This window comes from Pseudomonas cichorii, from assembly GCF_018343775.1.
GTDB lineage: Bacteria > Pseudomonadota > Gammaproteobacteria > Pseudomonadales > Pseudomonadaceae > Aquipseudomonas > Aquipseudomonas cichorii.
The window spans coordinates 418,117-438,441 of sequence record NZ_CP074349.1 but is presented as its reverse complement, the minus strand read 5'-3'; the positions used below and the strand labels follow the sequence as shown (position 1 = coordinate 438,441).

General features: G+C 59.7%; 23 protein-coding genes. 21 read left to right on the top strand and 2 right to left on the bottom strand.

What is annotated here, in order from left to right; translation table 11 throughout:
• Nucleotides 1-74 precede the first annotated feature (74 nt).
• The gene (locus KGD89_RS02045; protein WP_074568910.1) at nt 75-521 is read right to left on the bottom strand and encodes a hypothetical protein; all 447 of its coding nucleotides are present in this window, start codon (nt 519-521) and stop codon (nt 75-77) included.
• Nucleotides 522-775: 254 nt separating this feature from the next.
• Here KGD89_RS02045 and KGD89_RS02040 point away from each other — a divergent pair, with 254 nt between their 5' ends.
• Nucleotides 776-1,177, top strand: a complete 402-nt coding sequence (locus tag KGD89_RS02040) for a PAAR domain-containing protein (protein ID WP_038400145.1) — start codon at nt 776-778, stop codon at nt 1,175-1,177.
• Nucleotides 1,178-1,219: 42 nt separating this feature from the next.
• On the opposite strand, the gene KGD89_RS02035 is transcribed toward KGD89_RS02040, so the two are convergent.
• Nucleotides 1,220-1,999 carry a ParA family protein gene (locus tag KGD89_RS02035; protein ID WP_025258167.1) on the bottom strand — a complete coding sequence of 260 codons (780 nt, stop codon included), beginning with the start codon at nt 1,997-1,999 and terminating at the stop codon, nt 1,220-1,222.
• Nucleotides 2,000-2,333: 334 nt separating this feature from the next.
• Between KGD89_RS02035 and KGD89_RS02030 the strand changes: the two genes are divergently transcribed.
• From KGD89_RS02030 to KGD89_RS01935, 20 genes are read left to right on the top strand one after another with little or no spacing between them, the layout of a single operon-like run.
• Nucleotides 2,334-3,053, top strand: coding sequence for a beta-ketoacyl synthase chain length factor (locus KGD89_RS02030; RefSeq protein WP_025258166.1), 720 nt, complete (start codon nt 2,334-2,336; stop codon nt 3,051-3,053).
• Nucleotides 3,029-3,841, top strand: coding sequence for a lysophospholipid acyltransferase family protein (locus KGD89_RS02025; RefSeq protein ID WP_025258165.1), 813 nt, complete (start codon nt 3,029-3,031; stop codon nt 3,839-3,841). The genes KGD89_RS02030 and KGD89_RS02025 overlap by 25 nt, the downstream gene beginning before the upstream one ends.
• Nucleotides 3,816-4,076 carry a phosphopantetheine-binding protein gene (locus tag KGD89_RS02020; RefSeq protein WP_025258164.1) on the top strand — a complete coding sequence of 87 codons (261 nt, stop codon included), beginning with the start codon at nt 3,816-3,818 and terminating at the stop codon, nt 4,074-4,076. Before KGD89_RS02025 ends, KGD89_RS02020 begins: the two co-directional genes overlap by 26 nt.
• A gap of 9 nt (nt 4,077-4,085) precedes the next feature.
• Entirely contained in the window at nt 4,086-4,340 is a 255-nt protein-coding gene (locus KGD89_RS02015) for an acyl carrier protein (RefSeq protein ID WP_025258163.1), read from the top strand.
• Nucleotides 4,337-4,882: a COG4648 family protein gene (locus KGD89_RS02010; protein WP_025258162.1), complete on the top strand. Its 546-nt coding sequence runs from the start codon at nt 4,337-4,339 to the stop codon at nt 4,880-4,882. The genes KGD89_RS02015 and KGD89_RS02010 overlap by 4 nt, the downstream gene beginning before the upstream one ends.
• Nucleotides 4,883-4,892: 10 nt before the next feature.
• On the top strand, nt 4,893-6,581 hold the full coding sequence (locus tag KGD89_RS02005) for an acyl-CoA synthetase family protein (protein WP_025258161.1): 1,689 nt from the start codon (nt 4,893-4,895) through the stop codon (nt 6,579-6,581).
• Complete coding sequence (locus KGD89_RS02000) at nt 6,574-7,308, top strand: glycosyltransferase family 2 protein (protein ID WP_025258160.1); 735 nt, start codon at nt 6,574-6,576, stop codon at nt 7,306-7,308. Before KGD89_RS02005 ends, KGD89_RS02000 begins: the two co-directional genes overlap by 8 nt.
• The gene (locus KGD89_RS01995; protein WP_025258159.1) at nt 7,305-8,249 is read left to right on the top strand and encodes an LpxL/LpxP family acyltransferase; all 945 of its coding nucleotides are present in this window, start codon (nt 7,305-7,307) and stop codon (nt 8,247-8,249) included. The genes KGD89_RS02000 and KGD89_RS01995 overlap by 4 nt, the downstream gene beginning before the upstream one ends.
• Nucleotides 8,230-9,777 (top strand): HAL/PAL/TAL family ammonia-lyase, encoded by a 1,548-nt coding sequence (locus KGD89_RS01990; RefSeq protein WP_025258158.1) that lies wholly within the window; start codon nt 8,230-8,232, stop codon nt 9,775-9,777. Before KGD89_RS01995 ends, KGD89_RS01990 begins: the two co-directional genes overlap by 20 nt.
• Nucleotides 9,767-10,192 (top strand): acyl-CoA thioesterase, encoded by a 426-nt coding sequence (locus tag KGD89_RS01985; protein ID WP_025258157.1) that lies wholly within the window; start codon nt 9,767-9,769, stop codon nt 10,190-10,192. Before KGD89_RS01990 ends, KGD89_RS01985 begins: the two co-directional genes overlap by 11 nt.
• Nucleotides 10,189-10,800 carry an outer membrane lipoprotein carrier protein LolA gene (locus tag KGD89_RS01980; protein ID WP_025258156.1) on the top strand — a complete coding sequence of 204 codons (612 nt, stop codon included), beginning with the start codon at nt 10,189-10,191 and terminating at the stop codon, nt 10,798-10,800. Before KGD89_RS01985 ends, KGD89_RS01980 begins: the two co-directional genes overlap by 4 nt.
• The gene (locus KGD89_RS01975; protein ID WP_025258155.1) at nt 10,784-13,105 is read left to right on the top strand and encodes an MMPL family transporter; all 2,322 of its coding nucleotides are present in this window, start codon (nt 10,784-10,786) and stop codon (nt 13,103-13,105) included. Before KGD89_RS01980 ends, KGD89_RS01975 begins: the two co-directional genes overlap by 17 nt.
• Nucleotides 13,102-14,274 carry a cation:proton antiporter gene (locus tag KGD89_RS01970; protein ID WP_025258154.1) on the top strand — a complete coding sequence of 391 codons (1,173 nt, stop codon included), beginning with the start codon at nt 13,102-13,104 and terminating at the stop codon, nt 14,272-14,274. Before KGD89_RS01975 ends, KGD89_RS01970 begins: the two co-directional genes overlap by 4 nt.
• Nucleotides 14,261-15,508 (top strand): NAD(P)/FAD-dependent oxidoreductase, encoded by a 1,248-nt coding sequence (locus tag KGD89_RS01965; protein ID WP_025258153.1) that lies wholly within the window; start codon nt 14,261-14,263, stop codon nt 15,506-15,508. The genes KGD89_RS01970 and KGD89_RS01965 overlap by 14 nt, the downstream gene beginning before the upstream one ends.
• A complete protein-coding gene (locus KGD89_RS01960; RefSeq protein ID WP_025258152.1) occupies nt 15,505-16,239 on the top strand; it encodes a class I SAM-dependent methyltransferase in 735 nt (244 codons plus the stop codon). Before KGD89_RS01965 ends, KGD89_RS01960 begins: the two co-directional genes overlap by 4 nt.
• Entirely contained in the window at nt 16,236-16,718 is a 483-nt protein-coding gene (locus KGD89_RS01955) for a hypothetical protein (RefSeq protein WP_025258151.1), read from the top strand. Before KGD89_RS01960 ends, KGD89_RS01955 begins: the two co-directional genes overlap by 4 nt.
• Nucleotides 16,715-17,911 carry a beta-ketoacyl-[acyl-carrier-protein] synthase family protein gene (locus KGD89_RS01950; RefSeq protein WP_025258150.1) on the top strand — a complete coding sequence of 399 codons (1,197 nt, stop codon included), beginning with the start codon at nt 16,715-16,717 and terminating at the stop codon, nt 17,909-17,911. Before KGD89_RS01955 ends, KGD89_RS01950 begins: the two co-directional genes overlap by 4 nt.
• Nucleotides 17,908-18,363: an ApeP family dehydratase gene (locus KGD89_RS01945; RefSeq protein WP_025258149.1), complete on the top strand. Its 456-nt coding sequence runs from the start codon at nt 17,908-17,910 to the stop codon at nt 18,361-18,363. Before KGD89_RS01950 ends, KGD89_RS01945 begins: the two co-directional genes overlap by 4 nt.
• Nucleotides 18,360-19,088, top strand: coding sequence for a 3-oxoacyl-ACP reductase FabG (gene fabG / locus KGD89_RS01940; RefSeq protein WP_025258148.1), 729 nt, complete (start codon nt 18,360-18,362; stop codon nt 19,086-19,088). Before KGD89_RS01945 ends, fabG begins: the two co-directional genes overlap by 4 nt.
• Nucleotides 19,088-20,314: a beta-ketoacyl-ACP synthase gene (locus KGD89_RS01935; RefSeq protein WP_025258147.1), complete on the top strand. Its 1,227-nt coding sequence runs from the start codon at nt 19,088-19,090 to the stop codon at nt 20,312-20,314. The genes fabG and KGD89_RS01935 overlap by 1 nt, the downstream gene beginning before the upstream one ends.
• Nucleotides 20,315-20,325 lie beyond the last annotated feature (11 nt).

Below are 20,325 nucleotides of genomic sequence, written 5' to 3'. Positions count from 1 at the left end.
ATACAGCCCTCTCTTTGAGGAAGGAAACTCGTACCGAAAACAGCTCCCTGTTCCCGGTACGAAAACCGAAAGCCCTATCTCATTACAAACTCAACCGTCCATTCATGCGTAGAGCTGTTGACAGAAACTATTCTTGCATCACAACGCGCACCACCACTTGCCACAGCCTCCTTGATCCACTTGGGCGCTCTCACGCCACGGGTATGAGCCATGATATAAGTCGATTTAAATTTACATTCTTTAACACCCGCCCTGTAGCGAACAAACGCATGACTGGCATCTGGAGAAAGACGCCCCTGAACAACATACTTATCCGTAGCGCCTGCTGAAACACTATTTAGCGGCGCTGACCTTGCAAAACTCCTGGTCAACCCCTCATTACTATCAATGGGACTATATACCGCAGGCGACGAACCACTGTTCTTGAAAACAACTGTCACCGACGGTCCTGCCTGCGCCATACCTGCTGCAATAAATGCGGCAACAGCCACTACCCTTTTAATAACTTTTAGACCTCTCATTCCTTGATACCTTTTTTGTTAGTTCCTGCAAAAAAGGTTAAAGACACGGAGCGCTTCGTTCAACTACCCGATCGGATAACCCGAAAGGATAGGTTTTTCGCATAAAAATACTCTGTAGGAGCGAATTCATTTGCGAACAAAACAGAATTCACTTATTTGTTTGTAGGACTTTTCCTTAATATTAATTGTTGCCCCCTGAAACATCGTTTTGCGCCTAACCTCTGCACTTTCCAAAAGACAGAGGAATGCAGGTCATGTCATTTTTAGTCAGGGAAGGCGATCCAACCACCACGGGTGGTTTCGTACTGTCAGCCTCAGCAACAGAATTGATAGATGAGCGCAGGGTCGCGCGCATGGGCGATCCGGTGTGGTGCCCGGCATGCAAGAGCGTGGGCTACATCGCCCAGGGGAATCCGACCTATATCAATGGCTGTGTTGCCGTTGCCACGCACGGGCATGAGGTGAAATGCGGATGCCGACCTGGCGACAATCGACTGACAGCCTCTCAGGAACACTCCAGGGCCGACATGGAGGCAACCATCAGCATTCCACCGGAAATGGCCGAAAAGGCGCTGGTGAATGCCGAGCAGATCATCAGCTCGATCAAGGCCGGTACCTTTTCTTCCCCGCTCTTCAAATCCGATGCGCCGGGCTAATGCCTGCCGGAATGGGGTTTTGCACCCCATTCCGGTCCATCTTCAAGCCTGAGCTCTGGTTTCCAGCCAATGGTGCAGGTCAACGAATTGCTGCGTCAGCTTGTGGCGAGGGTCGAAATGAATCAAAGGTATGCTGGCATGATGCGACTCGCGCATTTTCACCGAGGCACTGAGGTGAATCGGCAAGACCGGCAGTCCCTCGGCAATCAGTTCGTCGATCATTTGCTGGGGCAGGCTGGCACGAGGCTGGAACTGGTTGACGATGATCCCTTCTACTTCAAGGCCGTCGTTATGATCTTCCTTGAGTTCCTCGACTTCATGCAGCAAGCCATACAGGGCCTGACGCGAAAAGCTGTCGCAGTCGAAGGGAATAAGTACACGATCAGCCGCGATCAGTGCCGAAACGGCGTAGAAGTTCAAGGCCGGCGGGGTATCCAGATAAATACGCTCGTAATCGTCGCTCAGTTCATCCAGCAACTTTCGCAGCTTGTTGATCTTGTGCTTGGCCTCAAGCTTGGGCTGAAGGTCGGCCAGCTCTGCGGTCGCGGTCACCACATGCAGGTTGTCGTAAGGCGTTTCATAGATATCGACATGGTTCTTCCTGCCAAACGGCGCGGAAGAAAGCGTCTGCTTGAAGAACTCGGCAATCCCCATGGGAATATCGTTGCCCGTCAGGCCGGTGAGGTATTGGGTCGAATTGGCCTGGGCGTCCAGATCGATCAACAGTGTTCGGTAACCTTCGCTGGCACTGACCGCTGCCAGATTGCAGGCGATGCTGGACTTGCCGACACCCCCTTTCTGATTGAACACCACGCGACGCATGCAATAACTCCTCGTTCAGTGAAGAAACACCCTGCAATGCCGATAAGGCCCACAGGAAGTCCGAGTCTAGGCAATCCATATGACAAGGGCGAGTTTTCCACAGGACTGAAGCCCACTGAGGTCTCGCATACCTGCAATATGGCTCTGATAAAGCATCAAAAAAGCGCTTATTGACGTAAAAAAAGCATTTGCAAACAAATAATGTGTAACAAATTTGCTACTCATACGGGCCATCAGGATAATGCGCGCAATCAGTCGGAATTACATATCAAGACTGCTGTCGCTCGCCTGAAGCAGCAACAAGAAGTAGCCCGCAGGGGCGGGAAGAGAAGTTGTGATCACATTCAACATCGCACAATGGCGTGCCTGGGCCCCTGGCCTGGCAAGCGTCGACGACTGGCAGCAGTGGAGCCGCAATCCGACGCTTTTACAAAGCAGCGATGCGGCCCCCGACGTCTCTTTCCTTCCCGCCATGCAGCGCAGACGCCTGAGCAGAATGGCGCGCATGGCATTCACGGTGGGCTGGCCATTGGCTGAAGGCCACGAGCGGCTGCCTCTGGTATTCGTGTCGCGCCATGGGGAAACGCCCCGCACTTTTGATATATTGCGCGACCTTGCGGCAAACGAGCCGCTATCTCCGACACAATTCAGCCTTTCCGTACACAACGCCGTGATTGGACTGTGGTCGATCATGCGTGGAGAAACCTGCGAAATGACCGCCCTGGCCGCGGCAGGCGACGGTCTGGAGCACGGGATATTCGAAGCAGTCACGCTGTTGGCCGAAGGCAGCAGCGCCGTGCTGGTGGTGGTGACCGAAGAACAACCACCGCAAGCCTACGCGCAATGGATCGATGACGTGCCCTTCCCCTATGCCGTTGGCCTGCTGCTGACCCCGGGCGATGAATGGCAGCTGTCTCTGGGTGGCGATGTCCAGGCCACCGAGCGAAGCCAATGGCCTCATGCCCTGAATCTGTTACGCGCTCTGAACACCAACCAATCCGTTTGCCAACATCTCTGGAATAACCGGTTATGGAACTGGCAACGCAACCTCTGAAAAAAGGCCGGGACGCTTACTACTGGCGTCTGCTGGCCACCGGAATCAGTTTTGCCCTGTTCGGGTTGAGCGGGCTGTGCCTGCGCCTGTTCGTTTTTCCGGTGCTGGGTTGCCTGCCTGGGGATAAAGCCAGCCATCAGCGCCGCGCCCGACGCACCATCAGCCGTCTGTTCTGGCTGTTTATTCGCATCATGGCGCGCATGGGTGTCCTGACCTATGACGTACAAGGTGCCGACCGCCTGGGCCGCCCAGGGCAGATGATCATCGCCAACCACCCTTCGTTGATCGATGTGGTGTTCCTGATCGGGCTGGTGCGCGATGCCAATTGCGTGGTCAAGCGCAGCCTGTGGGACAACCCCTGCACTCGCGGCCCCGTTCGCTCCACAGGCTACATAAGCAACGACGGCAGCATGGACATGCTCGACGCGGCCGTCGACCGCCTGCAGACAGGCCAGACCCTGATCATTTTCCCGGAAGGCACCCGGACCCAGCCGGGCATGGCGCCCGCCTTTCACCGAGGTGCAGCCGCTATCGCCCTGCGCGGTGCCAGCATGATTACGCCGGTCATCATCCAGGTCAGCCCGACCACCCTGACCAAGGCCGAGCCCTGGTACCGGATCCCCCAACGCCGTGTGCATTTCACCCTGCGCGTCGGCGAAGACATCGATCCCGACAGTTTTGCTGCACTTGGCCCGCCGCCACTGGCGTCGCGCAAACTCAACGATTACCTGCATGCGTATTTCATCAAGGAGCTCGCCATAGATGAGCGATCTACACCGGGACATTAAGCAACTGATCATCGATGCCCTGGGCCTCGAAGACATCACCCCACACGACATAGGCAACGACCAGATTCTCTTTGGCGAAGGCCTGGGACTGGACTCGGTCGATGCGCTGGAACTGGGGCTGGCGATTCAGAAGCGCTACGGCATCAAGATCGATGCCGATGCAAAAGACACTCGCAATCACTTCACCTGCGTGGACAGCCTTGCGGCCTTCGTCAGCGCCAGACAATCGGCCTGAGGACTGAACATGCAAACCCGCGAAGACATTTTCGAGACCCTGCGTGCGTCCATGGTCGAGTTGTTCGAGCTTGAGCCGGAGCGCGTCACCCTGCAAGCCAACCTGTATCAGGAGCTGGAAATCGACAGCATCGATGCCGTAGACCTGATCGACCACATCAAACGCAAGACCGGCAAGAAAATCGCCGCAGAAGAGTTCAAGTCGGTAAGAACGGTCAACGATGTAGTCGAAGCCGTCTATCGCATGACCAATCCAGCCGAATGAAACGGCTGATTGGCCCCGGTCTGCTACTGATCGGTGTGCTCTACCCGTTTGCCGTGTATTGGGGCACGGAGCATTTCGCGCCCTGGCAGTTCGCCCTGTTACTGGGTGGCCTGTGGCTGACACGCGCCCTGACGAGCGAAAGACATGCAGGCACTCTGGCAATGGCAATTGCTGCACTCGTGTTCTGCCTGTTGCTGGGCGTACTGGACAGCCCGCTTCTGCTGCGCTGGTATCCGGTGCTCATCAGCCTGTTCATGCTGTGCCTGTTCGGCTCAAGCCTGATGTATGGCATGCCCCTGGTGGAGCGACTGGCGCGCTTGAAAGAGCCGGAGCTACCCGAAGTTGCTGTCCGCTATACGCGCCAGGTCACTCAGGTCTGGTGTGTGTTCTTTCTGGGCAACGGCCTGATCGCAGCAGCCTTGACGCTTTGGGCACCGCTGTCATGGTGGGCGCTGTATACCGGCCTTATTTCCTATGGACTGATGGGCCTGCTCTTCGCAGGCGAATTGATAGTCCGCCGACGTGTTCGAGGCGGAGCATGAAATGGATCGCATGAACTGGTTAAACCTCGAAAATCTGCTGCTTGAGCCCTCAAAGGATCGGCTGCTGACGCAAGAGCCCGCCCTGAACCACGCACAATTCTGTGAACAGGCATTGCGTCTGGCTGCCGGGCTTCAGGCCCGGAACATCAAACGCCTGGCAGTACACCTTGAGGACGCAGGCGAACTGGCCGTTGCGCTGTTCGGTGCCTGGCGCGCAGGTGTAGAGGTATTGCTGCCCGCCGACCTGCAGGGCCAGACCCGCCAACGCTGGGCAAAGCATGTGGACATGTGGCTGACCGATCAGGCTGGCGATACAAAGCCGCAGCAGTTGCAGGACGCGGCATCCCTTGCACCCATGACACTGGATCTGGACGAATGTCGCCTGAGCCTGTGTACTTCGGGCTCAAGTGGCGAACCCAAACTGATCGAAAAGCGCCTTCGGCAACTGGCCAATGAAGTCCAGGCGCTGGAGCAACTCTGGGGTGAAGAACTGGGTTCGGCCTGCATCATCGGTAGCGTGGCATCGCAACATATCTATGGCTTGTTGTTTCGCGTGCTGTGGCCTTTGTGCGCTGCTCGTCCGTTCGTACGCAAACAACTGCCTTTCCCGGAAGACCTGCAACGCGCCAGCCGCGAATACCCGGCTTTTGCCTGGGTCGCCAGCCCGGCACTGCTCAAGCGCATGGGCGACAACCTGGACTGGTCCTGCCTGAGCTCCGTACGCCGGGTGTTTTCATCCGGCGGTGCATTACCAGCCGATGCCGCTCAGAGCCTGCAGCAACGCCTGGGGCAATGGCCCACCGAGATTCTCGGCAGCTCCGAAACAGGCGGGATCGCCTGGCGTCAGGGCGAAAGCCTCTGGCAGGCGTTCGATGGCGTACAACTGAGTCAGAACAGCGATGGCGCGCTGTGCATTCGTTCGCCCTACATGCCCGCCGATCATGTCGAACAGACTGCCGATGCTGCCCGCATCGATGAAGATGGCCGTTTCGAGCTGCTGGGGCGCCTGGACCGCATCGTCAAACTTGAAGAAAAACGCATTTCCCTGCCGCTTCTGGAAGAAGCCCTCATGAGTCATGAGTGGATCAACGAAGCGCGCCTGGGAGTCGTTCAGGAAAGCCGGGCATCGCTGGGTGCCTTGATTGTGTTGAGCCCGAGCGGAATGCATGCGCTACGCAACCAGGGTCGACGTGCCTTGACCCAGAGCCTTCGCCAGCACCTGAGCCCCCATTGCGAGGCCATTGCCCTGCCGCGTCGCTGGCGCATGCTGCGGCACCTGCCATTCAACGCCCAAGGCAAGCTGCCGCAGGCGCAAGTCCAGGCGCTGCTTCTGGCACCGCGCCCCAAGAAACCGGAACTGCTGGAACAGCAAACCGTCGACGCTGAACTGCACCTGGACCTGCTGGTTCCGCCGGACCTGGCGTATTTCAGCGGGCACTTCCCTAAAATCCCGGTGTTGCCAGGCGTGGTGCAGGTCGAGTGGGCAATGCATCTGGCCCGGCAACTGCTGGAGGTGCCGCCGGTGTTCGCGGGCATGGAAGTGCTCAAGTTCCAGCAACTGGTGCGTCCGGGCGACCGGATCAAGCTGACTCTGCGCTTCGACAGTGAACGCTCCAAGCTGTACTTCGCCTTCACCAACACCGACAACGCTCCCTGCTCCAGCGGCAGAATTCTCTTGAAGGCCAGCCAAGATGCATAACCCCTGCGCCGTTATCCCGGTGTTCGATCATGAACTGGCCGTGCCCGATGTCGTCAAGGCACTGCGAGCAGCCGGGTTGCCGTGCGTTCTGGTCGATGATGCCAGCAGCCCGAGCTGTGCGGCTGTGCTGCAATCGCTGGCGGAAAACGATCAGGTCTTTCTGGTCACCCTTCCGGTCAACCAGGGCAAAGGCGGCGCGGTCATGGCCGGGTTGCGGGAAGCTTCGCGACTGGGTTTCAGCCATGCACTGCAAGTCGATGCAGATGGTCAGCATGACCTGAGCGATGTCGCGGTCTTTCTGGACAACTCGCGCCTCTACCCGGAGGCGATCATCTGCGGCTATCCCGAGTATGACGCCAGCGTTCCGAAAGGTCGGCTGTATGCCCGCTACCTGACCCATGTATGGGTCTGGATCAATAGCCTGTCATTGCAGATTCGCGACTCGATGTGCGGTTTCCGGGTGTATCCATTGCCGCCGGTCCTGAAATTGATCGACTCGGTACACGTCGGCAAACGCATGGACTTCGACCCTGAAATTCTGGTGCGTCTGTCATGGCGCAAGCAGCCGATGCGCTGGTTGCCGACTCGGGTTCACTACCCCCAGGACGGGCTGTCGCACTTCCGGCTATTCCATGACAACGCACTGATTTCGCAAATGCATACCCGGCTGTTCTTCGGCATGCTGCTGCGTCTGCCACTGATCCTGTGGCGGCGGTTGAAGCCATGAGTGACAACCCGCAAAAACAGCACTGGGCTCACCACGAAGAGCGCGGCAGCTTTCTGTTGATGAAACTCACCGCCTGGGGCGTGCGTGTGCTGGGCCGGCGTGTGCTCAGCCCGGTGCTGTACGGCATCGTTCTGTACTTCTTCCTGTTTGGTCGCCAGGCTCGCCGAAGCATCCGGGAATATCAGCAACGACTGGCGGACTGGAGCGGCAAACCTGAGCTGCGCCCCACTCATTGGCGGGTTTTCGGCCAGTTCATGGCCTTTGCCGATGCCTTACTGGACAAGCTCGACGTCTGGAACGGCAAGCTCGGGATCGAACAGATTGAAATCGTCGACCCTGCACATCTTCGCGATCAACTGCGGGGCGAACGTGGGCAACTGCTGGTCGGGGCGCATCTGGGCAACCTTGAAGTCTGCCGGGCGCTGGCCGAGCTGGGTGAAAAAGTCACCATGAATGTGCTGGTGCATACCAAGCACGCCGAACGTTTCAACCGTCTGCTGGGGCAGGCCGGCGCCACCAACCTGCGTCTGATCCAGGTCAGTGAGCTGGACCCGGCAATCATGCTGCAACTGAGCCAGCGCCTGGATGAAGGCGAGTGGCTGGCCATTGCCGGAGATCGCGTCACCCTGCACGGCGGGCGCAACGTGCAGGCTGACTTCCTCGGCCAACCGGCAAGCTTCCCCCAGGGACCATGGTTACTGGCCGGGCTGCTCAAATGCCCGGTCAATCTGTTTTTCTGCCTCAAGGGCCCGAAGGGTTACCGAGTGATTCTCGACCCCTTTACCGATGCCATTCACTGGCGCCGCAGCGACCGCGCCGAAGTGATTGCCCATTGGGCCAGCCGCTATGCCGAACGTCTTGGGCACTATTGCCTGGAGGCTCCGCAACAGTGGTTCAATTTCTACCCTTTCTGGAAGTCCGATGACGAATCAAGCTCCTGACACGGTCATGTTTGGCGAACGCGCACTGCGTATCGAGGACGTTCTGGCCTTGGCCAATCGCCAGGTTCCTACGGCCCTGCAAAACGACAGCGCCTTTCGGGAGCGCATCGCCAAAGGCGCGCAGTTCCTTGATTCCCTGCTGGACAAGGAAGGTGTGATTTACGGCGTCACCACCGGCTACGGTGACTCCTGCGTGGTCGCCGTGCCGTTGCAACATGTCGAAGCCCTGCCCCGTCATTTGTACACCTTCCATGGCTGTGGCCTGGGCAGGCTTCTGGATGCACAAGCCACCCGCGCCGTACTGGCAGCACGCTTGCAGTCGCTGTGCCATGGGGTTTCCGGCGTGCGTGTCGAGTTGCTGGAGCGCCTGCAAGCCTTCATCGAACACGACGTATTGCCGCTGATCCCGGAAGAAGGTTCGGTGGGGGCCAGCGGTGACCTGACGCCCCTGTCCTATGTGGCAGCCACCTTGTCCGGCGAACGTGAAGTGATGTTCCGTGGCGAGCGACGTCAGGCCAGCGATGTGCATCGCGAACTGGGTTGGCAACCCCTCAGACTCAGACCCAAGGAAGCACTGGCACTCATGAACGGTACAGCCGTCATGACCGGTCTGGCTTGCCTGGCTTTCGCCCGCGCCGACTACCTGCTGCAACTGGCAACCCGTATCACGGCCCTGAATGTCGTGGCGCTGCAAGGCAACCCGGAGCATTTCGACGAGCGCCTGTTCGCCGCCAAACCTCATCCGGGCCAGACACAAGTCGCCGCCTGGCTGCGTCAGGATCTGGCCATCGATGCGCCCACCGCGCCGCTGCATCGCCTGCAGGATCGCTACTCGCTGCGTTGCGCGCCCCATGTGCTGGGCGTGCTGGCCGACAGCCTGAACTGGTTGCGCTCGTTCATCGAAACCGAGCTCAACAGTGCCAACGACAATCCGATCATCGATGCAGAAGCCGAGCGTGTTCTGCATGGCGGGCACTTCTACGGCGGGCATATCGCCTTTGCCATGGACAGCCTGAAAACCCTGGTTGCCAACGTCGCCGACCTGCTGGACCGGCAACTGGCCTTGTTGGTGGACACTCGCTACAACCACGGCCTGCCGAGCAACCTGTCCGGCGCCAGCAGTGAACGGGCCATGCTCAATCATGGCTTCAAGGCCGTACAGATCGGTGCCAGCGCCTGGACCGCCGAAGCCCTGAAAAACACCATGCCCGCCAGCGTGTTCTCGCGCTCGACCGAATGCCATAACCAGGACAAGGTCAGCATGGGCACGATTGCTGCCAGGGATGCCATTCGGGTACTGGAACTGACCGAGCAGGTCGCCGCCGCCACACTGATCGCCGCCAATCAGGGCGTCTGGCTGCGCAGCCAGGCAGATGACGCACGTCCATTGCCACCGGCACTGGCCGCCATGCACGAGCAACTGGCTCAGGACTTCCCGCCAGTCATAGAGGATCGCGCACTGGAAGCCGAACTGCGCCTGTGCCTGAATCGCATCGCCAACCGCCACTGGAGGTTGCATGCGCAGTAAGGGATTCATTCACGTCGACACTGAAGTGTTGGTGCCGTTTTTCGATGTCGACATGATGAACATCGTCTGGCACGGCCATTACGTCAAATACCTGGAAGTCGCTCGCTGTGCGTTGCTGGACCATATCGGCCACAACTACACCCACATGCTGGAGTCCGGCTATGGCTGGCCCGTGATCGACCTGCAACTGCGCTACATGCGTGGTGCCGTGTTCGGCCAGAAACTGATCGTGCGCGCCAGTCTGGTGGAGTGGGAGAACCGCCTGAAGATCAACTACCTGATTACCGACGCCAGTACCGGGGAGCGCATGACCCGCGCCAGTACCGTGCAAGTCGCCGTGCATGTGGAAAGCCGCGAGATGCAACTGGCTTCACCTCAGGTCTTTATCGACGCCATTCAAAAGGCCCTGCCATGAATCGTGCTCTGCGGGCTTTGTGCCTGCTCGGTCTGATGTGCCTGCCGTCACTGGCTCTGGCGTTCGATCTACAGCAACTGAGCGATCAGTTGGCCAAACCTGTCGTGGTACAGGGCAACTTCGTTCAGGAAAAACACCTGCGCGCCCTGCCGCAACCTTTGCTCAGCAAAGGCCGCTTCGTCCTGTCCAGAGAGTTCGGCTTGCTCTGGCTGCTGGATACGCCACTGAAACAGGATTACCGCATCACGCCTGCCGGTATCGCACGCCGCGAAACACCGGGCAGCGGCCTCTGGAAACTCCTGCCGGGCAAAAGCGCGGGGGCCGAACAGAACCGTCTTTTTCTCGCCGTATTGCAAGGCGACAGCAGCGGCCTGCAACGGGACTTCGAGCTGCAATTGAAAGGCGATGCACAGGCATGGCACCTCACACTCATCCCGCGCTCGCTGCTGCTGCAACAGGTCTTCAAGCAGATCAATATCGACGGCGGCGAACTGGTCAACCGTATCGAATTGCTGGAAACCCAGGGCGACAGCACTGTTCTGAAAATGCTCGACAGCAGCAGCTCCCAGGCCTTGACCGACGTGCAGCGCAATGACTTCAGCAACTGAACGCCTGCTGCCGCGCCTGTTCCTGCTGATCCTGGCAGGCGTTCTGGCCCTGGCCGGGTGGCAGTGGCATGACCGCTCTCCGCTGTCGGCCAACCTCATGGAGTTGGTCCCCGGCACCAACACCGATGCCTTGGTACTGCGCGCCGAACAACGGATGCAGGAACCGCTCAACCGGGAAATGCTAGTACTGGTCGGACATGCCGACCGACAACAGGCCATCGAGCTGGCGCGCCAGTTGAGCGATCAATGGCAAGCCAGCGGGTTGTTCGAGAAGGTGCAATGGTCGCTGCAAGCGGACCTGCCGGCCTTGCGTAACCAACTGTTGCAAGGTCGACTGGCAATGTTGCCAGACGCAGACCGCAACGTGCTGATCAACGATCCACAGGCCTTCATCGATCAGCGCGTACAAAGCCTGTTCGATCCATTTGCCGGGTTCAGTCTGGTGGCGAGTCAGGACGACTGGCTGGGCCTGACCGGGCGGATTCAGAACGGGCTGCCGAAACAGGGCTCGGTCCAGCCAGATCTGGCCAGCGGCGCATTGATTGCCGTGGCCGATGACAAAAGCTGGGTATTGCTGCGCTCACGCACTCGCAGCGATGCATTCGATATGCACCTGCCCACCCAGGTCGCGAACCTGCTGGACGCTGCTCGCGAACAGGCCAGACAGGTCGACGGCCAGTTACTGGCAGCCAGCGGCCTGCTGTATGCCGCCAATGGTCAGAAACAGGCCAGCCGGGAAATCACCTGGGTGGGTGGCGGTGCGACGGTGGGCATTCTGTTGCTGCTGTTGCTGGCTTTCCGGCGCTGGAAAGTGCTTTTGGCCTTCGTGCCGGTACTGGTGGGCATGCTGTTCGGCGCCGTAGCCTGCGTGGCGTTTTTTGGCAGCATGCATGTCATGACGCTGGTGCTCGGCTCCAGCCTGATCGGCGTGGCTGTGGACTACCCGCTGCACTATCTGTCCAAAAGCTGGAGCCTGAAACCCTGGCGGAGCTGGCCTGCCTTGCGACTCACATTACCCGGCCTGAGCCTGAGCCTGATCACCAGCTGTATTGGCTATCTGGCCCTGGCCTGGACGCCATTTCCAGCCTTGACGCAAATCGCCGTGTTCTCGGCTGCCGGTCTGATCGGAGCCTATCTGACTGCGGTTTGCCTGCTGCCTGCGTTGCTCGCCAAGGTCGAAATCCATCCCGCGCAATGGCCTCTGGCTCTGGCACAACACCTGCTCGATTGCCGCGAAGCCTTGCTGCAACGCATCAGTACTCCCGTACTGTTGGCAGTGCTGTTGGCGTTCTGTGCAACAGGCTTGTGGCAACTGACCACTCGGAACGATATCCGCCAATGGGTTTCGGCGCCTCAGGCACTGACAGACGAAGCCCAAGCCATCGCCCGCATCACCGGCTACCAGCCCACCAGCCAGTTCTTTCTGGTTCGTGGCAAGGATGAGCAGCAATTGCTGGAGCGCCAGTCGGCACTCACCCAACGACTGGAACAACTGGTCAATGTCGGCAAGCTGCAAGGCTACATGGCGCTCAATCAACTGGTCGCATCACCCGCCGACCAGCAAGCCACACGCACTGCACTCTCCCGCCTGGAGCCGCTTTGGCAGCCTCTGGTCCAACTGGGCGTATCGGCCAGCGCATTGCAGGCCGAGCTGGCCCGACTGCAAGCGCTGCCCTCACAAAGTATCGACCTCGCCCTCACCGGACCTCTCAGCGAACCCTGGCGCACGCTCTGGCTCGGCCATGACGATAACGGCGTGGCCGGCATCGTAAGTTTGCGAGGCCTGAACGATCCCGCTCTGCTGAAGACTCAGGCGCAAGGGCTGGAAGGTGTACAACTGGTGGATCGCCTGGGCGAACTCAACAGCGTATTCGCCGCCACCCAGATCAGCGCCGCCGAACTGAAACTGCTTTCCTGCGTACTGATCGTCCTGTTGTTGTTCCTGCCGTTCGGCCTGGGCGGAGCCTTGCGAATTGTTGCCCTGCCCTTGCTGGCAGCCCTGTGCAGTCTGGCAAGCCTGGGCTGGCTCGGCCAGCCGCTGACCCTGTTCAGCCTGTTCGGCCTGCTGCTGGTGACGGCGATCAGTGTCGATTACGCCATTCTCATGCGCGAGCAGATCGGCGGCGCTGCCGTCAGCCTGCTGGGCACCTTGCTGGCCGCCATCACCACATGGCTTTCATTTGGTCTGCTGGCGATCTCCAGTACCCCGGCCATCAGCAATTTCGGGCTGTCCGTCAGCCTTGGGCTGGCTTTCAGTTTCATCCTTGCTCCCTGGGCAAGTCCGAAGAAGGAGCATCGTTCGTGATGATCCTTCTATTCTGGCTGATGGCGCTATTGGCCTTTGCCCTGGCAACCTGGGCGGGTCAGCGACTGGGCCTGATTCCCATCGTCAGCCAGTTGCTGCTGGCGACCTTTGGCTTGCCACTGCTGATGCTGTTCTGGATCGAGCCGCACTGGCAACTGAGCGGCGCACAACTGGTGTCGCCGGCCTGGCTCAAGACCTTGTACAGCCTGGCCTTCGCGATAGTCCTGGGGCATATCCTCAGCGATGTCATCGACGCCAGACTGGACCGCCAGAGCCTGAAAGTCGCGATCCCCAGCTTTCTGGTGCCCTTTGTGGCAGGGCTGGCCTGTGCGCTATGGCTGCTTGCGGATCAATCCTGGCTCGGCTCGCTGGCCATTGGACTGGTGTTCGCCATCACCGCGATCCCGGTGCTTTATCTCTACCTGCAACACATCGGCTACCCGCCCCAGGCGACACGCCGTCTGGTACAAACCGCGATCCTTATCGATCTGGCCTGCTGGAGCCTGTTCGCCCTGGGCCAGGGCAGCCTGAAACCCGCCAGCCTGTTACTGCCGTTGCTGGGAGCCTGCATTCCCTTGCTGTTTCGCCTGCTGGGCCTGCGCCAGCCGTTGCTCTACAGCCTGACGTTCTTTGCAATGCTGGTGGTAGCCGAGCACTACAAACTTAACGCGCTGATCTTCGGCATTGGCTATCTGCTGTACATGTCGCGCCTTGGGCAAACCTGGAGGCTGCCGCTGCCTGCTGCCCTGTTCAAACGCTTGCAGAACCAGCTGGCGATACCGTTGCTGCTGACCTTCGGCATTGTGCAAATCGACATCCACAGTGCCATGAGCACCCTGAGCGGGCTGCAACTGGCCGCGCTGATCATCATTCCCATCGTCAGCAAGATGCTGGGAAACTGGATCGGTCTGCGCTGGGCTCCACCCTCTTTTGCAGGCGCAAGCCGCTGGCGCGAAAGCGTGCTGCTGAATATCCGCGGGCTGAGCGAAATCGTCTTTCTCAATCTTCTGCTGCAACAGCAACTCATCAGTCCGGCGCTGTATTTCGCGCTGATGCTGATGAGCCTGCTGGCGACGCTCATGCCTGCCCTGACCGGCATGGGTCGCAAACCGTTGCCGTCCTCCCTGACCACCGACCAACCGATAAGGAACTCTTGTGCCCCTCACTGACATGGAAAATCGGCAGGTTGTCGTCATTGGTGCAGGCCCTGCCGGGGCGATTGCTGCCGCGCTGCTCAAACGCAAGGGCCACGATGTTCTGATCATCGAACGCCAGCTGTTTCCACGCTTCTCGATTGGCGAAAGCCTGCTCTCCCATTGCCTGGACTTCGTCGAAGAAGCCGGCATGCTCGAAGCAGTTGAGGCGGCCGGATTCCAGAAGAAAAACGGTGCAGCCTTTGCTGTCGGTGATCAGTACAGCGATTTCGATTTCGGTGACACGTTCAGCAACGGCAAACCCACGACCTTTCAGGTCCAGCGCAGTGAGTTCGACAAGCTGCTGGCCGATCAGGCAGCGCTGCAAGGTGTTGAAATCCGCTATCAGCAGGAAATCATCAACGCCGACTTCAGCGCCCCGCAACCCATCCTGAGCGTTCGTCGTGAAGACGGCAGCGAGTACAGCGTGCAAACCCTGTTCGTGCTCGATGCCAGCGGTTATGGCCGCGTCCTGCCGCGCTTGCTGGACCTTGAAGCGCCGTCCGGCTTCCCGGTGCGCCAGGCCGTGTTCACTCACATCGAAGACCATATCGAAAGCCCGCCCTTCGACCGTGAAAAGATCCTGATCAGCATTCATCCCGAACATCGGGACGTCTGGTTCTGGTCGATTCCGTTCAGCAATGGTCGCTGCTCCTTGGGCGTGGTTGCGTCGGCTGAGCGCTTCAAAGATAAGCCGCAGGACCTGGACGACTGCCTGCAAGCATTCGTCGATGAAACGCCACAGCTCAAGAAGGTGCTGAAAAATGCCGTCTGGGATACACCGGCACGGACCATTGGTGGTTATTCAGCCAACGTCAAAACCCTGCATGGCCCCGGCTTCGCACTGCTGGGCAACGCGGCGGAATTTCTCGACCCGGTGTTTTCGTCCGGCGTGACCATTGCCATGCGCTCGGCCAGCATGGCCGCCAACCTGCTGAGCCGACAGTTGCAGGGCGAAAGCGTGGACTGGGAAACCGAATTTGCCATCCCGCTCAAGCGTGGTGTCGATACCTTCCGCGCCTATGTCGAGGGCTGGTATGACAACAGCTTTCAGGACGTCATTTTCTATCCCGACAGTACCCCGGACATCCGCCGTATGATCAGCGCCATCCTGGCCGGTTATGCATGGGATGAACGCAATCCCTTTGTCAGCGAGCCCAAACGCCGGTTGCGCATGCTGGCCGAGTTCTGTGCGAGTAACGCCTCATGAACCAGCCATTCCTGAGCGACAGCTATGTCGAAGAAACCCGTTTCGGTTTCTGGTTCCTGCGCAGCCACACCTGGCAGCATCACGTGCTGCGGGTTGCGATCAATGATCTGCGCACGCTGTTCAACGGCCAGCCACCTGAAGCACCGGTGCTGCTGGATGCCGGGTGTGGGCAAGGCAAGTCATTCCAGTACCTGCGCCAGGTCTTCGCACCTTCACGCCTGCTGGGTGTGGACGCCGACCCGCACAGTCTGAAGATGAGCCGTGAAGAAGCTCGCCGCCAGGGTATCGATATCGAGCTGATCGGCAGTGATTGCGCCGCCCTGCAATTGCCGGATGCCAGCGTCGACATGCTGTTCTGTCACCAGACCTTTCACCATCTGGTCGAGCAGGAAAAAGCCATTGCCGAGTTCTATCGCGTGCTCAAACCGGGCGGCTATCTGCTGTTCGCCGAATCCACCGAGGCCTATATCGATACCTGGGTGATTCGCTGGTTGTTTCGCCACCCCATGCATGTGCAGAAAAGCGCAGCGCAGTATCTGGAGATGATTCGCGGCCAGGGCTTCGAGTTTGAAGCCGATAATGTCTCGTACCCGTATCTGTGGTGGAGCCGTGCAAAAGACTTCGGCTTGCTGGAGCGCCTGAAACTGCTCAAGCCCAAGCCGTTCGGGCAACGCGAAGAAACCCTGGTCAATGTCGTGGCCCGCAAGCCTCTGACCGGCGAGTCCTCATGATCCGCGCATGGTTTCTAGTGCTTCTGTTGCTGGGCGGCTGTGCCAGCCAGGCACCGCTGCCTGCGGCCATGCCGTCGTTGCAGTTGCCGATGCAGCTGCATATCCAGCGTGAGCAGGCCGATCAGCGTCAGGACTGGCTGTTGATCATCCAGGGTGAGAATGCCGGGTTGCGCTGGTCCTTGATGGACCCGCTGGGCATTCCCCAAGCGCGCCAGTTGCTGATTCAGGGCAAGTGGCAGGCCGATGGTCTGCTGCCGCCGAACCCGGAGGCTCGCGAACTGTTTGCAGCCCTGCTTTTTGCCCTGACACCGAATGAAAAGCTGCCCATCAGTTATCCTGCTGCTCAGAATCAGGATACGCAGCGCCGCCTCGATGACCGCTGGCGGGTCGACTACCGTTCTGCCAATGTCTTTACGCTGAAGCTCAAGGAAGGGCTGAGTTATGAAATCACCCCCTTGAATCTCGAGACTTCACAATGACTGCCTACCTCAATGCCATGGGGCTGATCTGTGCCCTGGGCAATGGTCCTGAAGAGGTGTCGCGCAAGCTGTTTGCTGCCGACAGTTCGGGGATGGTTGCAGAGAACGGCTGGGTGCCCGACCGGGTGTTGCCGGTCGGCGCAATCAAAGATGCCCTGGCTCCCATCCCGGCGTCATTGAGCGCACAGGGCAGCCGCAATAACCAGTTGCTGCTGACCGCCGCCCTGCAGATCGAAAGTGATATCCGTCAGGCCATCGCGCGTTATGGCGTCGAGCGTATCGGAGTCATTCTGGGCACCAGCACCTCGGGTATCGACGAAGCCAGCAACAGCATGGCGACCTGGCTGCGAGACCAGAGCTTCCCCGAGCATTATGACTATCAGCAGCAGGAGCTGGGCGCACCGGCGACCTTCCTGGCGTCCTGGCTGGAACTGCGCGGCCCGGCCTATGTGATTTCCACCGCCTGCACCTCCAGTGCACGCGCCTTGCTCAGCGCACGACGGGCGCTGGACATGGGTCTGTGCGATGCCGTTCTGTGTGGCGGCGTGGACAGCCTCTGCAAACTGACACTGAACGGTTTTTCGGCGCTGGAAGCCATGTCGCAACAGCGCTGCAATCCATTCTCAGTCAACCGCGACGGCATCAATATCGGCGAGGCGGCAGTCCTGTTCCTCATGACCCGTGAAGCCAGCGGCACACACTCGATCGCCCTGCTGGGCGCTGGCGCCAGTTGCGACGCACATCATATTTCCGCGCCCGAACCCGGCGGTCGTGGTGCCCGGCAAGCCATGCAACAGGCACTGGACAATGCCCGGCTCGCTGCCGGGCAAATCGGTTACCTGAACCTGCACGGCACCGCGACCCAGCACAATGACGCCATGGAAAGCCTCGCCGTGCAGGCGGTATTTCCCGACGGTGTTTCGTGCTCTTCGACCAAGCCTCTCAGCGGTCATACCCTCGGTGCCGCCGGTGCCCTGGAAGTCGCTTTCTGCTGGCTGAGCCTTGCACCGCAGAACAGCGAACGGGCCTTGCCCCCTCATCTATGGGACGGCCAGGCCGATCCATTGCTGCCAGTCCTGCAATGGACACTGCCCGGCGCGCAACTGGCGCCTACTGACTCCCGCTACCTGATGAGCAATTCCTTTGCTTTCGGCGGCAACAACATCAGCCTGATTATCGGAGATGCACCATGATCGATTGGCCGCTCGCCGAGTTGATACCCCATGCTGCCGACATGATCCTTATCGATCAGGTCCTGAGCTTTGACGAAGAACAGATCCAGACCAAGGTCACCGTGCGCCCCGATGGTTTGTTCAGCCAGCCGGACGGCAGCCTGCCCGCCTGGATCGGCGTAGAACTGATGGCCCAGAGCGTAGCGGCCTATGCCGGTTGCCAGGCCCGTCTCAAGGGCGAGCCGATCCAGCTGGGTTTCCTGCTCGGCAGCCGGAAGTTCGAATGCAACGTCGGGCATTTCCCGGCTGGCAGCGAGCTGACGATCCAGGCCACACGCTCATTGCAGGACGACAGCGGCATGGGTGTCTTTGAATGCAACCTGACCGGCCCGGACATCCAGGCCTTTGCCCGCCTCAGTGTCTATTGCCCACCCAACGCCGCCCAATACCTGACCGAAGGAGCCATGGCATGACTGAATCGATACTGGTCACCGGCTCCAGCCGTGGCATTGGCCGCGCCATTGCGCTGCGTCTGGCCCAGGCCGGATATGACCTGGTCCTGCATTGCCGTAGCGGTCGCAGTGAAGCAGAAGCCGTTCAGGCCGAAATCATCGCGCTGGGACGCCAGGCCCGCGTGCTGCAATTCGACGTGAGCGACCGTGCCTCCTGCAAGGCGATTCTCGAAGAGGATGTTGAAACCCATGGCGCCTATTACGGCGTCGTGCTCAACGCCGGCCTGACTCGCGATGGTGCCTTTCCGGCACTCAGCGAAGAAGACTGGGATCAGGTACTGCGCACCAACCTCGATGGTTTCTACAACGTGCTGCACCCGGTCATGATGCCGATGATTCGCCGTCGTGCAGCGGGCCGGATTGTGTGCATCACGTCGGTGTCCGGCCTGATCGGCAATCGCGGGCAGGTCAATTACAGCGCGTCCAAGGCGGGACTCATCGGTGCAGCCAAAGCCCTGGCCATCGAACTGGGCAAACGCAAGATCACCGTCAACTGCGTGGCACCGGGCCTGATCGATACGGCGATGCTGGACGAAAACGTTCCGGTGGACGAACTGATGAAAATGATCCCGGCCCAGCGCATGGGCACGCCTGAAGAGGTAGCCGGCGCGGTGAACTTCCTGATGTCCGCCGAGGCCGCTTACATCACTCGCCAGGTCCTGGCCGTCAACGGAGGCTTGTGCTGATGAAGCGCGTTGTCGTTACCGGCATGTCCGGCATTACGTCACTGGGCAGCGACTGGGCCAGCATCGAAGCCAACTTCACCGCCAACCGCAGCGGCATCCGGCGCATGAGCGAGTGGGATCGCTTCCCCGAACTCAACACACGACTGGCCGGGCCTGTCGATGACTTCGCGGTCCCCGAACACTGGACCCGCAAACAGTTGCGCAGCATGGGTCGGGTATCGCGCATGGCGGTGGGCGCATCGGAAAAAGCCCTGATCGACGCTGGCTTGCTAAATGACCCGATCATTCGCGACGGACGCATGGGCACTGCATGCGGCTCCTCAACCGGTAGCACCGACGACATAAAAGCGTTCGGTAACATGCTGCTCAACTCCGTGGCCGAAGGCCTGAACGCCAACTCTTATGTACGGATGATGCCGCACACTACGGCAGCCAACATCAGCATCTTCTTCGGCCTGACCGGACGCCTGATCCCGACCTCCAGCGCCTGCACCAGCGGCAGCCAGGGCATCGGCTACGCCTATGAAGCGATCAAGTTCGGACGCTTGCCGCTGATGCTGGCAGGCGGCGCGGAAGAGCTGTGCCCTACCGAAGCCATGGTTTTCGATGCGCTGTACGCCACCAGCCTGAAAAACGACGCGCCACACACCAGCCCAAGGCCTTACGACAGTGGGCGCGATGGCCTGGTGATTGGTGAAGGTGCCGGCATGCTGGTGCTCGAAGAGCTTGAGCATGCGCTGGCACGGGGTGCGCATATCTATGCGGAAATCGTCGGGTTCGGCAGCAATGCCGATGGCGCCCACAGCACACGCCCGGAGCAGATCACCATGCGTCGCGCCATGGAGCTGGCTCTGGAAGATGCGAACCTGCCGCCAGAGGCTGTCGGTTACGTCAACGGCCATGGCACCGCCACCGAACAGGGCGATATCGCCGAAACCCTGGCGACCAGCAGCCTCTTCGGGCCACGCATCCCGATCAGTTCGCAGAAGAGCTTTTTCGGTCACACGCTCGGCGCGTGCGGGGCGCTGGAGTCATGGTTCAGCATCGAAATGCTCAATCGCGACCGCTACATCCACACCCTCAATCTCGACAGTGTCGACCCGCAATGTGGCGAACTGGATTACCTGATGGGTGAACCCCGGCAGATAAGCAACGAGTATGTGATGAACAACAACTTTGCATTTGGCGGGGTCAACACGTCGCTGATTTTCCGCCGCTGGCACTGAATAGATCGACC

Coding starts and splice junctions, on each gene's coding strand:
- KGD89_RS02045 (WP_074568910.1), bottom strand. CDS start 521: ATGAGAGGTCTAAAAGTTATTAAAAGGGTAGTGGCTGTTGCCGCATTT.
- KGD89_RS02040 (WP_038400145.1), top strand. CDS start 776: ATGTCATTTTTAGTCAGGGAAGGCGATCCAACCACCACGGGTGGTTTC.
- KGD89_RS02035 (WP_025258167.1), bottom strand. CDS start 1,999: ATGCGTCGCGTGGTGTTCAATCAGAAAGGGGGTGTCGGCAAGTCCAGC.
- KGD89_RS02025 (WP_025258165.1), top strand. CDS start 3,029: ATGGAACTGGCAACGCAACCTCTGAAAAAAGGCCGGGACGCTTACTAC.
- KGD89_RS02020 (WP_025258164.1), top strand. CDS start 3,816: ATGAGCGATCTACACCGGGACATTAAGCAACTGATCATCGATGCCCTG.
- KGD89_RS02015 (WP_025258163.1), top strand. CDS start 4,086: ATGCAAACCCGCGAAGACATTTTCGAGACCCTGCGTGCGTCCATGGTC.
- KGD89_RS02010 (WP_025258162.1), top strand. CDS start 4,337: ATGAAACGGCTGATTGGCCCCGGTCTGCTACTGATCGGTGTGCTCTAC.
- KGD89_RS02005 (WP_025258161.1), top strand. CDS start 4,893: ATGAACTGGTTAAACCTCGAAAATCTGCTGCTTGAGCCCTCAAAGGAT.
- KGD89_RS02000 (WP_025258160.1), top strand. CDS start 6,574: ATGCATAACCCCTGCGCCGTTATCCCGGTGTTCGATCATGAACTGGCC.
- KGD89_RS01995 (WP_025258159.1), top strand. CDS start 7,305: ATGAGTGACAACCCGCAAAAACAGCACTGGGCTCACCACGAAGAGCGC.
- KGD89_RS01990 (WP_025258158.1), top strand. CDS start 8,230: ATGACGAATCAAGCTCCTGACACGGTCATGTTTGGCGAACGCGCACTG.
- KGD89_RS01985 (WP_025258157.1), top strand. CDS start 9,767: ATGCGCAGTAAGGGATTCATTCACGTCGACACTGAAGTGTTGGTGCCG.
- KGD89_RS01980 (WP_025258156.1), top strand. CDS start 10,189: ATGAATCGTGCTCTGCGGGCTTTGTGCCTGCTCGGTCTGATGTGCCTG.
- KGD89_RS01975 (WP_025258155.1), top strand. CDS start 10,784: ATGACTTCAGCAACTGAACGCCTGCTGCCGCGCCTGTTCCTGCTGATC.
- KGD89_RS01960 (WP_025258152.1), top strand. CDS start 15,505: ATGAACCAGCCATTCCTGAGCGACAGCTATGTCGAAGAAACCCGTTTC.
- KGD89_RS01955 (WP_025258151.1), top strand. CDS start 16,236: ATGATCCGCGCATGGTTTCTAGTGCTTCTGTTGCTGGGCGGCTGTGCC.
- KGD89_RS01950 (WP_025258150.1), top strand. CDS start 16,715: ATGACTGCCTACCTCAATGCCATGGGGCTGATCTGTGCCCTGGGCAAT.
- KGD89_RS01945 (WP_025258149.1), top strand. CDS start 17,908: ATGATCGATTGGCCGCTCGCCGAGTTGATACCCCATGCTGCCGACATG.
- fabG (WP_025258148.1), top strand. CDS start 18,360: ATGACTGAATCGATACTGGTCACCGGCTCCAGCCGTGGCATTGGCCGC.
- KGD89_RS01935 (WP_025258147.1), top strand. CDS start 19,088: ATGAAGCGCGTTGTCGTTACCGGCATGTCCGGCATTACGTCACTGGGC.